Genomic DNA, 16902 nt, shown 5'->3' with positions numbered 1-16902 from the left:
TGAAAGGAATAAATGAGAAATAAAAAAATATGAACAGGTATTTTGTTCGTTGTTGTTTTAGGCATTATTATTTATTTTGTTTGAAGTCAATTGACTTCTGGTCAAAAATACGAACAAATTTCACTTACAGCTTTAGCTGATAAGCTTAAAGAAGCAGCTGCAAATGAAGGTGACGACAAATATTTTATTGGTATAAACGTAAACCAATTCGAAAATACAATAATAGGGTCCTTTAATGATGGACAATTAGGTTTAAAAACTTTTCAAACTTACGGATCTTTGAGTTTGCTTAAAATTGTTTTAGGTGGTTCTGATACTCAATCTTCAGAATTAATTAATAATTCATTTTTAGGTGCTAATAGTGAAGTCTTATCAAAAACTTCCGAATCATTAATTGGTTTATCATCAGTAAAAACTCCGTCCCAAAGTATGTGAGGTTCATTCTTTATATCTTTAGTACCGACTTTGATTTTAATAGGTGCAATTGTGTTATTAACTAGATATCAAATGAGATCAATGAACGGTCAAGGCGGAGGAGCTTTTGGTGATAAAAGTCCTGCCCAAATAATCAAATCAGATAAAAAATTTAGTGATGTAGCAGGGAACAAAGAGCCTATTGAAGAAATTTCTGAAATAGTAGACTACTTAAAATTTCCAAAAAAATATGAAGAATCTGGTGCTAGAATGCCGCGCGGAATTCTTTTAGGTGGTCCTCCAGGGACAGGTAAAACTCTATTAGCAAAAGCTACCGCCGGTGAAGCTAACGTTCCATTTTATTTTGTTTCTGCATCTAGTTTTGTAGAGCTTTTTGTTGGAATGGGTGCAAAAAGAGTTAGACAAGTTATTGCGGAAGCTAGAAAAAATTCTCCTGCAATTGTTTTTATTGATGAGTTAGATGCTATCGGTAGAACTCGTGGTTCTGGTATAGGTGGAGGCCACGACGAAAGAGAACAAACACTTAATCAATTGTTAGTTGAAATGGATGGTATAAAGGAAAATTCTGGATTATTATTCGTTGCGGCTACAAATAGAACTGACGTTTTAGATCCGGCTTTAACTAGACCAGGTCGTTTTGATAGGGTAATTACAGTTGGTTTACCTGATGTATCAGAAAGAGCTGAAATTTTAAAATTACACGCTAAAGGGAAAAGATTTTCTCCAGATATTGACTTTAAAAATATTGCTAAAAGAACACCAGGTTTTTCGGGTGCTCAATTAGAAAACGTAATAAATGAGTCGGTCTTATTATCTATTAGAGAAAAAACTAATTTGATAACTTTATCAATAATTGATGAAGCAATTGATAGAGTCATGGCAGGACCTGCTAAAAAATCAAGAACAATTACAAAGGAAGAATTAACTTCTGTTGCATATCACGAAGCCGGACATGCTGTTGTTGGATTAAAAACACCCGGTGGAAACAAAGTTCAAAAAATTACTATTATACCTAGAGGTCAGGCTGGTGGTTATAATCTTATGATGCCCGAAAACGAAAAATACAACTATTCTAAAGAAGAGTTGCTTGCTTCGATAGCAAGTTTTATGGGTGGTAGAGCAGCTGAAGAGATTATTTATGGTAAAAATAAAATTTCAACCGGTGCATCTGATGATATAGAAAAAGCCACAAATATAGCAAGAAGAATGGTTACAGAGTTTGGGATGAGTGACTTAGGACCAATTAAATATCAAAGCGAAGAAGGTAGTCCTTTCTTAGGGAAAACTTTAGCCACAAATAGTAGTTTATCAAATCAAATAAGCCATGAAATTGACTTAGAAATTAGAAAAATTATCTTAGAAGCACAAAATCATGCTCATAAAATTATCAATGAAAATATGGAACTTTTAGAATTGATAAAAACATCATTACTTGAAAAAGAAACAATTATAGCCGAAGAAATTGATTATATAGCTAAGAATCTTAAATTACCTGAAACAGTTTCTGAAGAGTCTATAAATGAAGAAAATACACTAAGTTTAGACGAATTAATAAAAACCACAAGTGATAGGTCAGAAGATAATAATAATTAAAGTTTAAACTTATAAGCCTACACACAAGGCATAAAAGAATAAAAAAGAGGTTTGAACACCTCTTTTTTTACACCTTATTATTACTATTAAATTTATTAGAAAAATATATATAATTTAAACTATCATTATAAAAGGAGAAATATGATTAAACTTTTTAGAGAAGTTTTTAGGTCGCTATTTAAAAATAAAATTACAGTAGCGGGTTTAACAATACTTATTTTCTTAACTTCAGCTATTTTCACTATGCTTAATGATACTTCTAAAGGTATTCAAAAGCAATTTGATAAATATAAAGCAGTTTCAAAAAAACATGATTTAACAGTAGACTTAAATTTACCTACTAATGGTAATGCTTTTAATGATGGTTATTTTATTAATGGTCTAACAAGATCTGAGGGTGGACCTAGTTATGATAAATCAATTCGGTACGAAGAAAAAAATTCTACCGAACAAAGTAATGCTATTAATTTTGAATTAATTAACCAAAAATATATTAAATTAAATAATTTTCAAAATGACCAAATAGATGTAAATTTAAGAAACAAATATTTACTAAGTCATGATTTTAAAAATTTGATTAATAGTTATAATTCTGAACTTTCAAATGAGTCCCAAGACTTATTATATTTAGACTATTCAGAAAATGACAAAAAATTAGTATTTAAAAATGATATAACATATCCTCTTTATTCTGTTGACTCAAACGGTAGTTTTGTTCCATCAACTAAGACAAAAACAATAAATACCAATAAAGAATTTCGTTTTGATAAACAATATACTTTATCTGACGTTTTATTAATTTCAAGCAATCCTGAAGGGTATTTATTTTCTCAATTACAATCATTGTTTATTAACCCTGATACACACGAAATGACATTTGACGTTTTGAAGAAAGATCAGTGAGATGAGACGGTTCAAGTCATAAGACTTGATAAAGATAAGACGCTACAATTATTAGGATTAAAAAAATCTAAAAATAGTGATTATGTTTATATGATTGATGATAGTATATCACCACAATTGTATAACAAGCCCGCAAATGAGAACGATTACGATTCAACAAATTTAAAACAAAATATTAATTATGCGGATCTTTTTGGTAGTGATTCTGTAAATTATTTTATAAAAGAAAAGATTACTTTTAAAAAAGGACAAGAATACGTAATACCACTTGAATGAGCAGTTAAATTAACAAAAAAGACATTTTATAATAGAAAATTATATGAAACAACTTTTGTTGAAGGTAGTGCGGATAAGTGAAGTGGTGCTTATAAAAGTTATGTTGAAAGTTTGATTATAGAAAATGGCGGACAATTACCTTTAGATTTTAGTAAATTTTCATACTGAAACAAAGAAATTTTAGTTTATACATCAAATTATTATAATGACAATGGTCAAGTAAAACTATCTGATAAAATGACTTTACTTAGTGAACAATATCCAAATATTTCTTACGATGAAATTAATACTAAAAATATAACATTATCAGAACCATCATTACAACCTCAAAATTTTAAATTCTCTTTATTTAATAAAGACTTTTCTAATTACGGAAGTTTAAGAGAGTATAAAACTATTTTACAAATTGAAAAAATACCCACTTTAAATAATGATATATATACTAAGCTAACCGATAAAGATGTTGCTAAAAACGCGATTCAAAAAATTAAAGACGGAGCCTTAGAAATTGTAAAAAAAGAAATTTATAATTTTGCAGAAAAAAAGGTAACATCGCAAAATATAGGTATTAGAGAATCGATAACAATAGATTCATTTAATGACAACGAGGGTAAAAAAGTTTATCATTTTGTGAATTTAGGAGATTCAAACAGAACGATTGATGGAATACAAAATAATAACGATTTATTAGTAAATGAACAATCAAAACCTACACCAATAAACAATATTTCAGAAGATATAGCTAAATATTTTAGAAGTAAAGAAATACCACCTTATGTTGCTTCTGTAATTATTAAGCAATCTTTTGATAATATATTGCCTCATAATGAATATATTAGTCCGGATTTTTCTTTTGACAATGTAGTTTTTGTTAATAAATTGAATAACGAAGTTAATGTTGTAAAACAAAAAGTTTATAAATTAGCTTTTTATAGAAATGACGCTAATTTAGGATTTGATCAATATAATGTTTTCGCTGAAATTGGTATATCTTTATCAAAAGATAAAAATAATAATTATATTATTAATTTATTATCTCCAGAATATAATAAAAGTGGTCAAATAGTTGGTTGAATTAATTCCAAATATAGCGATGAATATGCTAACGACGGATTAATTTTATATCAAGATTTTTTAAATTTTTTAAGAAAACATAGTTTAACCTTAAAAGTAGAAATAAACAAACCTGTTTGGGCCGAAATTTCTCCAAATTATAAAAATAATGTTTATGTACCTTTTGGTTTTAGAGGTCCAGAAACCGAATCTTTTAACCAAGCTCTAACACAAAATACACTTAAATTAGCTGTTGAAAAAATTGAAAAGAATTTTCTTAAAACAGATATAGTTAGAAATGGATTTATACAGAAAGAGACAATTTATGCTTTTACAGAAGCTATACAAACAGCTTTTGATAAAAACGATTTTGCTAAAATATTTTCAAGTGGTGAAATCAATTTAATAGTATTACCTAAAATGATTTTAGATGGTATTTATGTTATGTCACACAATGAAAAAGGTGATTACTTCAAAAAGTTTTTGATTGATATATTCCAAAAAGCAAAAGAATACATTAATAAACAACCAGAAGAAATAAGAAAAGAGTATGTAGCGGCAGAATTAAGTAAATTATTTAATTTATTTAGTTTATTTTCTCAATTTAACATAAACGATGTTATAAATACTTCGTTAATAGCAAAAATTTCAAAAGATCCAATCTTATTTATTGATAATATTATCAACTTAATAAAATCAATTGACTTTATTAAGTTTACTGATCAGATGGAAGATTTTTTTCAAAACAAATATAATAAAGGTGAAACAGATAATAATGGTATTGTAAGACAAAGAAAATTAAGTGTTTTCGAAATAGTCATATCATTATTAAAGTCGATAGATCAAAAATTATTAAAAACAAGCTTGATTAATATTTTAGATAATATTGATACTTCGTTATTAAAAAACGAAGAATCATTAAAAAATATTAGTAAAAGTCTATTTGGAAATATTCCATCTAAAATAATTGATTTAGTCCAATTAATAGATGTTAACAATAACAACGACGGGAAAAAATTTGAAAATACAATTAACGGTTTAAAATTTTTTATTAAATTATTTGATTTAAATGTATTTATAGAAACAATGGAAAGCAAAATAAAAGTACTTCCGTTTGATATACAAGCAACAGAATATAATAAATTATTTGATGATTATGTTGAAGTAACAAGATATTACTTAGCAGGTTCCTTAAATACTTCAGATATAATTTATTCTATTATAAAAAGTTTATTTCATCTTCCAGGTTCTAATAAACGTATTAAGACAGAAATAGCTAATATGCTTAACCTATCCTTTAAAGGTTCGAGTGTTGAAATAGGAGAAAATGAGTATTTAATAATTCCTTCAAACGACTCTGAAAAACTAGATTACTTTGATTTACTTGGGTTATTAAGCGAAAACGACAAGAATATTGATACTAAAAATAATCCATCAGAAGTTGCGAGGCTTGAATCAGGTGATTATTTTAGTCAAATACATAATTTAATTAATAAAATTCAAAAAAACGAAGTATTTGAATGAGAAAAGCTTACAAGCAATGATAAAAATGTAGCAAATTTTATTTTTGATTGAAACAAAGATACAGATATTACAAGCCCAGAATTTAAAAATAAAATAAAGGTTTGAACAGATGTTGTTAATTCGTTTGAGTTAAATAAACAACATTTATTAAATGGTAAATTTAACGAGTCATTATCATCTTTATATAACTTTTATGCTTTTTATCAAAATATTGATAAAAATTTAATTCATAGTTTGATATCAAAAACTTTAGGTAAATTCATTACTTTAAAAGAAGGTTCTTTTAATTACTTAAAAGATTTTTATCCAATATTTAAAATTTGATTTGATTTATTTGGAATTGAAAATTCTAAAATTACTATCGAAAGAAAAATGGAGTTTGCTGATAAATTATTATCACTTGCTAATAATGATAAAATTTTAGAATATATTAATTCCTTTAAATTATTTGAACCATACGCAAATATTGCTTTAGCTGAAGAAACTAAATTTGGTATTACAAGAGGTTTATCTAATTCTTTTAAAATTAATGATGAGCTTTTTGTAAAAGAAAACAATAGATATAAAAATGAATTATTTGCTAATTTAATTATTGAATTTCCTGAATTCGAAACTTTCTTCAAAGAAAATGAATTTGCGCTTTCACAACAATTTTCATATATTGGTGCATCTAAATTGTACTCAAAATTAAATAGTGATATCGATCAAATTGATGGCGAAACATTAAGATATAATAATTTACATTCTATAGTTGTTGATAATTTGATTCACAAAATCTTTTCAAATAAATATATTTATGAGAATATAGACAAAATCAATAAATTATTAAACTCTGAATATAAATTTAATTCTATTGAAAAACTTGGGATTTCAGATGTTTTAATAAATCCTTTATTAACATTAAAATACCCACAAGTTGTTTTATGATTATTAACAGACGTAAGTAGAGATAATAAAGGCGCAATCAATAACTCTAATATTGGATATTTCTTGATTAATAAAACAATTGACTTAGAAGAATTACTTTCAAAAGGGGAAGAGTCAACGTACAAATTTATAAATTCCTTTTTCAGTGAAAACGTTATTATTCCTACTATTGAAAGTGATTTAACTTACAGTATTGCCTTGGATAATGACTTATTTGTTGATTTAATTAATAAGACAAACAAAAATCCAGAGTTATATAATATTTTTGAACTTCATTTAGTTGATGATATATTTAAATTAGTTAATTCAATAACCTCCTTGACAAAAATCAATAATATACTTGTTTTTGATCAACCATCATCATATTTAGCAAAAGTAAATTACGCTTTCTTATCTAGAAATAATAAAGAAATTTATAACGGTTTTATTCCTAAAGATCCAATTGAATTATTAGAACTTGTTAACTCATTACCTGATAAATATTTATTAAACATCAATGGTTCTAAATATATAATTGTAGGTGATGATATAACTTTTGATTATCTATACCCTATTCAAGATGAAAATAATATTCAATTGAATGTCGAAGATCAAGCGATAGTTTACGTTAACGATAAAGGTTTTGATAGAATTAGAAAAGCGAATGCTGGTAATTTAGTTAAAGAATATTTAACAGTTAAAAATGATACTAATCTAAGTGGGCTAACTAATGAAGAACTTAAAAATGAATTAGAAATATTTGTTCAATCAAAAATTGATAATACTGTTAATTTACAAAGAGTCTTTCTTTATAATGAGCTAGATCCAATCAATCCTGAGCGTAGTATTAGAATTACCGCTATTGAAGTTATAATCAACTCAGTTTCAAAGGTTTCTACTATACTATTAATTATTTTGATAACACTTGTTGTGGTATCGATAGTATTTATTATTAAAAGATATATATCAAATAAAAATAAAGTTATTGGTATATTAGTAGCTCAAGGTTATACACCTTTAGAAATATCTGCTTCTATGGTAGTTTTTGCGTTCTTTACAATTTTTACTGGTAATTTACTTGGATATATAACTGGTTTCTTAATGCAATCAGTTTCATTAAAAATACTTAAAAATTATTGAACAATACCAATAGAAACTCTTGATTTTTCACCTTTATCATTAATAGTTAACATTGTTGTTCCTTTATTATCTATGTCACTTTTAATAATTACTATTTCTCTGCGTTCTTTAAGATATAAATCAATTGATTTAATGTCCGGAATAGTAGAATTAAATACTGGTGAATTTTATAAAAAATATATTTCATTATTTAAAGGACGAAGCGTTAAAACTAAATTTGGAGCCTCTTTAGTGTTGAATAGTTTTTGAAAATTAACTTCATTTGGTATAAGTGTTGTTTTAGCAAGTATAACCACAACGTTTGGTTTTGCAACATTTGGTGTATTTGAAAAATCTATTCAAGATACCTACAAAAATAGATCATATAATTATAAATTTGATTTAGTTTCACCGACAGATCAAGGCGGTCCTATTAATACGATAGATCCTCAAAATATTGGTAATAATATTTATGTTCCAGTCGGTGATGTTAAAGAAATTAGTTCATACAATGCTGATTATTTCAAATCTGGTGTTTCTGAAGAGATAAACATAAATAAAGATGGTATAAACAAAAACGGTATCCCTAATCCACTTGATGGTCACCTAATTACCCAATTCTCTGTTAATATAACAGTTGATTCGGCAGTCTCTATTAATCCTTTTGAAGTTGTTTATAATTCATTACCTGATTCTCAAAAATCTAGAGTTATAAAATCGCATGATAATGTTGGGTATGCATTAATGTTGACACAAAAAGATATTGTTTTTAAAGAACAACAAAATGCAAATGATACACCTAAAGTTGATGTTGAAAAAACTAGAAAAAAAGGTATTAAAAACTTTTTCCTTTATGTTCCAGATAATAATGATGTAATTAAAGGTAAGTTTTACTACATGAAATGAAACGATGTAGAAAAAGCTTACACACATGAAAATATAACTACATCAAAATACAGAGACGAATATCGTGAATTTTTAGTCAATGCGTATAACGAAATTTATAAAATAAATAAAGATTTTGATTTTATGGTTTCGTTTAATGGTATTTATTTTGACAAAAGATTTGATGAGATATACACTTATGTCGATAGTGTTATTAATGATGAAAAAATCAAATTATATGGTTATAATGAAGATAGCAAGCAAATTAAAATAATAGATCAAAATGATTCTAATTTACTTGTTGATATTAATAAAATATTTGAAAATCAAGGTAAAGACGTTTCTAAACCAATACCTTTAATTATTAATTATGTTTCAAAAGAAAAATATAAATTGGATATTGGAGATATCGTTAATTTAAAGGTTTTAAACACAACAAATAGATATACTTCAAAATTCAATGAATTGTTAAATAAACCTGTAGAAGAACAATTAAATAATTATAAATTTAAAGTTTATGCAATTAATCCAACATATATCAATAATGAATTTATTATTCCTAAATATGCAGCGGATAAAATTACTGGAATCACAGATTTAGTGGATTCAAAATTTGAAAAAATAAAAAATACTAAATATGCATCATTAATTAGTAACTTAAATCCAGAAGATTATAAATTTAATGGTATCTTATCTAGACATAAATTACCTATTCAATTATTATGGTCTACAGGGCTATACTCTTTAAGTGGTTATTCACCTAGTGCTAATTCATTTTCAACAAAATCATTAACACAACAAGATTTAAACGATTTATTTGATGGTATTTTTGGTTCTAAGGAAGTATTACCAAATAACTTAGTAGATAGTGCTATGGTTTCACTAGGATATGATATTTATGATATTGTAAAATTTTTAGATCCAAACTTTAATAAAAAAACCGATAATTTTGCATCCGTATATAATAGAGTAAAAACAACAGCGGCCGCTGATTCTATTGAAAAGTTTGCAAATATTTTTGAGGATAAACTTTATGTTCCGTCGGCCTATACAATAGATTCTAAAGATATTGAAGTATCATTTACTTTAAATATTGCAAAAACAGTTCAGACAATTGTTACAATTGTTTCGTCTTTAAGTTTTATTATTTCTATAATAATATTAATTATTATTTCAACAATATTAATTAATGAAAATGAGAAAAATATTGCTATTTGATCTATTTTAGGTTACAACAGTAAAGAAAAAATAAAAATGTTCTTTGGTATTTATGTGCCATTTATAATAATTTCAATTTTAATATCATTGCCAATTGCTTTTGGTATGATGGTAGTATTCACTTCCTTCTTAACTACAGCGGCATCAATTTCAATTCCACTAATATTGTCGCCATTAAATATATTATTAACAAGCACGGTAGTATTAAGCATATTTGTGCTTACAGCTGTTTTATCATGATTTAATATAAATAGAATAAAAGCCATTGACTTATTGAAAGGAAAATAATGACTGAAAAAAACGATAAAAATATAGAATCAACTTCAGAGATTAACACTTCAGAACCTATTGTTGTTTCTAAAAAAAATTTAAATCAAAAAATTACTCGTAAAAATGTTTTTGAAGTTCTTGATTCAGATTCTAAGAATTCAAAAATGATTGTTGATCGAGCAATTGCAAGAAAGCTTAATAGGGCAGCAAATAAAAGAAGACCTAAAGATGAATTCAAAACATTAAAAAATGACCCAGGTAAAATAATTGAAGTTAGAAACGTAAGTAAATATTATTTATCAGGTAACACCGTAACTCGTGTTTTGAAAAATGTTTCTCTAAGTATTAATAAAGGTGAATTTGTAATGATTTTTGGTAAATCAGGAGGAGGTAAATCGACATTATTAAATTTAATTAGTGGTTTAGATCGTCCTTCTCGCGGAAACATTATTGTTTCTGATACAAACCTACCTTATTTAAGCGATTTACAATTAACATTATTTAGAAGAAAAAACGTTAGTTTTATATTTCAAAACTATAATTTATTACAAAATTTATCTGGTTACGATAATGTTGAAACAGGGGCTTATTTGCAAAAAAACAAAGAAAAAAGATTAAATATTGACCAATTGTTTAAAGATTTTGATATGGAAGATGTAAAAAATAAATATCCTTCACAAATGTCTGGTGGTCAACAACAACGTATTTCTATTTTAAGAGCTCTTTCTAAAAATTCAGATATTATTTTTGCAGACGAACCTACCGGTGCTCTAGATGATAAAACTACTAAATTAGTTTTAAGTTATTTATATGATATTAATAAAAAGTATGGAATTACAATAGTTATGGTTACTCATAACCAATATATAGAGCGTATAGCTGATAAAGTTATACATGTAAGAAATGGTAAGATAACCGGAGAAACTATAAACAGCAATCCGACCCATCCAAATTTATTAGATTGAAAAGAATAATTAATAAACGTAACTATTTTATAAAGTTGCGTTTATTTTTTGCTTTTATTGTAAAATATAGTTGTAATATTAAGAAAAAGGAATAAAAAGAAGTAAATGAATAAAAAAGATTGTGTATTATTCGGAATGAATAATTCTACTAAGTTAGCAACTAAAGTTTCAGAATTACTACAGTTGCCACTTTCAAAAGTTGAAAGAACAGTTTATGCAGATGGAGAAACAATGTTAGTTCCGGGTGAAACTGTAAGAAATAGGGATGTTTTTGTGATCGCAAGTACTAGCAGACCAGTAAACGAAAATGTAATTGAATTATTACTTTTTATTGATGCATTAAAAAGAGCAAGCGCTAAATCTATTAATATTATTTTAAGTTACTATGGTTATGCAAGGCAAGATCGTAAAGCAAGTGGTAGACAACCAATAGGTGCTAAGTTAATGGCTGATTTATTACAAACTGCAGGAGCAACAAAGATAACATGTGTAGATCTACATAACCCATCAATACAAGGTTTTTTTGATATACCTGTAGATGATTTAAAAGGGCAATATCCTATTGCTATTGCACTTAAAGATATGAAAGAAAAATTCACTGTTGTTTCTCCGGATCACGGTGGAACTGTTAGAGCAAGAAAATTAGCAGAATTAATTGCTGACACTGTTCAAATTTGTATTATTGATAAAAGAAGAACCGACGTAAATAAAACTGAGGTTATGGGTATTCTTGGTAATATAGAAAATAAAAATGCCGTTATTATTGATGATATTATTGATACAGGTGGAACTATTTTGAAGGCTGTTGATACATTAAAGGAAAATGGTGCAAAAAAAGTTGTTGTAGCTGCAACACATGGAATTTTCACAAAAGGATTTGAAATGTTTGAAAACAACCCAAATGTCGAAAAAGTAATTATTACAGATAGTATTGATAATTATGAATTAGCATCAAGATTTACAAAATTAGAAATAATTTCTCTTTCAGAATTTTTATCGAAAGTTATAAAGGCTTCGTTTGAAGATGAAAGTATTTCTCAAATTTATCAAGATTATAGAACTTTAATCTCTAAAATGTAGATGTAAAACCCACTCATATTAAAAATGAGTGGGTTTTAAAAAAACTCCTAATTAAAGGAGCTTATTAATAAAATGTAAATACTGTTTACAATTCCTGACTAATTAAAAACTAAGGAAAAAGAGTAATAATAATTACTATTATTTTATTTGAAATTTATAAAGGCGAGAAAGAGAGAGTATTTGACCTTTAAAAATAAACAAGAAAGAAAAACTAAAATATTTTAAATTTTTAAACTATGACTAATTATTATGTAAGAATTAGCCAGGAATGTACCAAACCTATTGCTAAGCTTGGAACATTATTATATAATATTCACACCGAAAATGCTAAAAATTTATTATTTTTTATTGTTTTTCATATTTTTTACCTTTTTTAATCATTTTTTTAAATTAAAACAAAATAGTTTATAATAATATATTTACTTATTTTTTAGATTAAAAAATAATACGATTAACGTATTATTCATGAATTGAAACTAAAACACCCTTATTATGGAATGGTTTAGGATTTTCACCAAAAATATTTTCGTATAAATTAGGATAATCGATAAAAGGGTTTCTCATCTCTTCGAATTTTGCTGTTTCATTGTTTCTTGTAATATCAAAGATGTCTACTGTATCATTTTTATCTCAATCTCTATATACATCTAGGAAAAATGCATCTATGTAAGGGAATTTATTTTTGAAAATACTATTTCTATTTAAGATATTTTTATCGTTATATGTTGCAATAAAATATAAATATGCTCTAGCTATGTCTCCTTTAAATTTATCTACAGGTTCAAAAACAGTTTGTTTAAGACTATCAGTACCTAATTTAGATCCATTTTGTGAAGTGTAAGATGCTTCAACAACATTACCGTGCGGATAATTACTTCTTCTATTATTAACTTTTATATCAGTTGGTCATACAAATTGACCATCATTTCTTAATGGACTTTCTTTATTGAATCATGATTGAGGAATTATATGTTCTCTATTAGTACCATCACCTTCTCTCCCGCCGTTTTTAGTCATATATTCTTTAAAATTATACGGATCTTCTCCGTCTGGATTTTCAGAGTATACATCTAATATAGTGTCATCTTTTTCAAAATAAATATCTCTAAAGGCGTTTGTTGTGTTATAAAGTTTTTTTAGATCGTTATAAGTTCCGATACCTTTCATGTGTGATTTTTGAATTCTAGTTATTTCATTAAGTAATTCTTGGCCTGATAAACCATCTGCGCTTTTATAATAATCATTTGTATCATCGTACACATATTTTTTTGAAATATTTAAATTATCTTCGTTTGATTCTTTTGTTTCTTCGCTAGTTGAATTAGATTCTGGTGTATTTGATTGTTCGGTTGTTGATTTTGATTCTTTATTTTTAGATACTTTATTTTCTAAATTATCTTCTTTTGAACTATTGCAAGATATAGCGATAATTGGTAAACTAGAACTAGCAATAGTTAAACCAATTATTTTAAAAAGTTTTTTAAATGTCATTTGACCTCGTTTCCTAATTTTATTATACTATGTATATATTTATTAACGGAATTAAAAGTAAAAAAAGAGTGCATTTTAATATATCACTCTAATTTATGTTTTTCATTTTTTCCATAAATTCAGTATCTTCTTGTGTAAAGTTTACATTTTTATCAATTCATATTTTACGTTTTGAAGCATCTTTACCCATGAAAGTACTTACTCTTCGTTCTGCTAAACTAGCGTCTTCTATTGTAACTTTTATTAATGTACGTGTTTCAGGATTCATTGTGGTGTCTCACAATTGATCTGCGTTCATTTCACCTAAACCTTTATACCTTTGTAATTCTATATTTTTTTGATTTTCAATTATCCTATTTAAATCTTCATCATCTCAAGCATACTGTATTGTTTTTTTGGTCTTATTAGTAATTTTATATAGTGGCGGAATGGCAATATAAACCATCCCTTTTTCTACTAAAGGTTTCATGAATCGATAGAAAAAAGTTAATAATAATATTTGTATATGGGAACCATCAGTATCAGCATCGGTCATTATAATAACTTTATTATAATTAGATTTGTTAACATCAAAATCACTACCAAACCCGGCACCAATAGCGTTTATAATGGTTATTATTTCGTTATTTTTAAGTAAATCTAATGCTTGACTTTTTTCAGCATTAATTACTTTACCACGTAGAGGTAAGATAGCTTGAAATTTACGATCTCTCCCACTTTTAGCAGAACCTCCAGCAGAGTCTCCTTCGACTAAAAATAATTCTTTTTCAGATGATTTATTTGACGTTGCAGGAGTTAATTTATCGCTTATTACGCTTTTTTCTTTTAATTTCTTTTTGGAAACTCTCGCATCATCCTTAAGTTTTCTTTGTTGTAATCTAATTTCATACGCGTTTTTGATTTTATCTAAAACGCGGTTCATTTGATATTTATTTTCATAAAGCCAGAGACCTATATGTTTATAAACTATATCCTCAACAACACCGGTTGCTTCAGGTGTACCTAATTTATCTTTTGTTTGACCCACAAATTCGAGGATGTTTTCAGGTATTTTAACTGATAAAATACAAGTTCAACCCTCTTTGATATCGTTCAACTCAAAATTAGCTTTATTTTTTAAATAACCTTCTTTTTGAGCATATTCATTTATTATTTTTAATAACCCTCTCTCAAGTCCTTTAATATGAGTTCCACCATCTCTTGTTTTAACATTATTTACAAAACTTAACACTACATTTGAGTATGAATCTGTTCATTGAAATCCGAATTCTACTTCAATATCTTTTTTTTCTTCTTTAAAAGAAGCGGGATTTGTGAGATATTGTTTACCATCGTTTATAAAATTTAAAAAAGAATTAATTCCGTTATTATATTGATATATTTCGTGAAAATTAGTTTCTTCTTCTAAAACCTCAATTTTTAAGTTAGAAACTAAAAAAGCACTTTCTTGTAATCTTTCAGAAATTGTATGAATGTTTAATTTAGCCTTTTTAAAAATTTTATAATCTGGCCAAAACTCTACAGTCGTTCCGTTTTCTTTTGAATTTCCAATCACATGTGTTCTTTCAATTATTTTATCCTGTTCAAATGCTGTTCTATATATTTTTTTATCTCTTGAAACAGTTACAATTAGTTTGGTAGATAAAGCATTAACTACCGTTGATCCGACACCGTGTAAACCACCTGCGGTTTTATATGTACCAGAATTAAATTTACCACCCGCATGTAGGTCGGTAAATACAATTTCAACTGCGGTTTTGTTTTCACCTTTTTTCTTATCAACAGGTATACCTCTACCGTTATCTGAAACTAATACCGAACCATCTTTTCGTAATATAACTTTTATATGGTTAGCAAAACCTGAAAGAGATTCGTCAATAGCGTTATCGACTATTTCTCATACTAGGTGATGTAATCCATTTACATCGGTTCCTCCGATATACATTCCAGGACGTTTTCTAACTGGGTCCAATCCTTCTAATTTTGTAATACTATTTGCATCATATTGGTTTTTTATCATAACTAAATTATATGTTATTTTTTACTTAATTTCAATAAAGAAAGAATACAAAAAATACGTTAAGAATTATTTAACGTATTTTTTGTATTCTGAATAACCTTCTTGATCCATTTGTTCAAAAGGTATAAATTTAAGAGATGCAGAGTTAATGCAATATCTTAAACCACCCAATTCTTTTGGTCCGTCTGAAAAAACGTGTCCTAGGTGAGAATTTGCATTTTTTGACTTGACCTCAGTGCGTTTCATGTTATATGAATTATCTTCTAGTTCTTTTATAATTTCGTTATTTATAGGTTTACTAAAGGCTGGTCAACCACATCCTGAATCAAATTTATCTGTTGATATGAATAATGGTGTACCATCAACTATATCAACGTAAATCCCTTTTTCGAAATGTTTGTCATATAAATTATCAAAAGGTTTTTCGGTATAACCTTCTTGAGTTACTTTGTACTGCAACTCAGTTAAATGTTTTAGTTTTTTATCCATATGTCTCCTCAAACAAGAATTATAATTAATTTTTAATTATACAAAAATTATTTAATATCTCTCTTTTAGGTTTTAATCACTTGCAAAATTACTTGTTATAAAAACAAAGTTTAAACTTTTTCTTGTAACATAAAACATATATAAAAAGATCAAGTAAAAATTTAAAATTTTATTTTTAAGGAATACTTTGCATATTATTATCTTCCCTCTTATCTTATTTTGTATATTAATATAAAAAGGAAGTGATTTCATCCAATACAAATCAAAAAATCGTTTAAAATTTAATATCATAATTTTAATCGACGAATGAAGTGAAGTGTTCAATTAGAACAATATATATAAGTAAAAAGAAATTAATAACAAAATTAGAAAATTATATCTTTACATTTACTATGATCGTTTATTTTGACATATTCAAAATATTTTCGCTTTGTGTAATCAAATTAAAATAATAAAAAAAATAAAAATTTTTTTGGTTTTTAAATTTATAGTGTATACTATTATCAGTAGCAATAGCAAGAGGGTCCACCTGATACCATTCCGAACTCAGTAGTTAAGCCTCTTTACGCCGACGATAGCCACTTGGTGAAAATAGGGAGCTGCTTTTTTTATACCCTTTTTTAGTTAATATATATTATTTATTAGCAAATAAATTATTATTATGCTAAAATTTAG

7 protein-coding genes and 1 rRNA gene are annotated in these 16902 nt (G+C 26.4%); 5 read left to right on the top strand and 3 right to left on the bottom strand.

Going from position 1 to position 16902, the window contains the following annotated elements; all coding sequences use genetic code 4:
* The first annotated feature begins 12 nt into the window (after nucleotides 1-12).
* From ftsH to JXZ92_RS02295, 4 genes are all read left to right on the top strand, one after another.
* Complete coding sequence (ftsH, locus tag JXZ92_RS02310) at nucleotides 13-2028, top strand: ATP-dependent zinc metalloprotease FtsH (protein ID WP_205852170.1); 2016 nt, start codon at nucleotides 13-15, stop codon at nucleotides 2026-2028.
* Between the two features lie 141 nt (nucleotides 2029-2169).
* Nucleotides 2170-10200: an ABC transporter permease gene (locus JXZ92_RS02305; RefSeq protein WP_205852169.1), complete on the top strand. Its 8031-nt coding sequence runs from the start codon at nucleotides 2170-2172 to the stop codon at nucleotides 10198-10200.
* Nucleotides 10200-11156 (top strand): ABC transporter ATP-binding protein, encoded by a 957-nt coding sequence (locus JXZ92_RS02300; RefSeq protein WP_205852168.1) that lies wholly within the window; start codon nucleotides 10200-10202, stop codon nucleotides 11154-11156. Before JXZ92_RS02305 ends, JXZ92_RS02300 begins: the two co-directional genes overlap by 1 nt.
* A gap of 96 nt (nucleotides 11157-11252) precedes the next feature.
* Entirely contained in the window at nucleotides 11253-12227 is a 975-nt protein-coding gene (locus tag JXZ92_RS02295; RefSeq protein WP_205852167.1) for a ribose-phosphate pyrophosphokinase, read from the top strand.
* 459 nt (nucleotides 12228-12686) lie between these two features.
* Here the strand turns inward: JXZ92_RS02295 and JXZ92_RS02290 are convergent, their stop codons facing one another.
* The 3 genes from JXZ92_RS02290 to msrB all read right to left on the bottom strand — a co-directional run bounded on the left by JXZ92_RS02290 (nucleotide 12687) and on the right by msrB (nucleotide 16227).
* Nucleotides 12687-13718, bottom strand: coding sequence for an endonuclease (locus JXZ92_RS02290; protein ID WP_205852166.1), 1032 nt, complete (start codon nucleotides 13716-13718; stop codon nucleotides 12687-12689).
* Between the two features lie 88 nt (nucleotides 13719-13806).
* Entirely contained in the window at nucleotides 13807-15738 is a 1932-nt protein-coding gene (locus tag JXZ92_RS02285; protein ID WP_205852165.1) for a type IIA DNA topoisomerase subunit B, read from the bottom strand.
* A gap of 66 nt (nucleotides 15739-15804) precedes the next feature.
* The gene (msrB, locus tag JXZ92_RS02280; protein WP_205852164.1) at nucleotides 15805-16227 is read right to left on the bottom strand and encodes a peptide-methionine (R)-S-oxide reductase MsrB; all 423 of its coding nucleotides are present in this window, start codon (nucleotides 16225-16227) and stop codon (nucleotides 15805-15807) included.
* Nucleotides 16228-16729: 502 nt separating this feature from the next.
* On the opposite strand from msrB, the gene rrf reads away from it, so the two are divergent.
* Nucleotides 16730-16835 (top strand): 5S ribosomal RNA (gene rrf / locus JXZ92_RS02275).
* The last annotated feature ends 67 nt before the right edge of the window (nucleotides 16836-16902 follow it).

This window comes from Mycoplasma sp. CSL10137 (genome assembly GCF_017116845.1).
In the GTDB taxonomy this organism is placed as follows: domain Bacteria; phylum Bacillota_I; class Bacilli_A; order Mycoplasmatales; family Metamycoplasmataceae; genus Mycoplasmopsis.
This window is presented reverse-complemented; position numbering and strand designations above follow the sequence as displayed.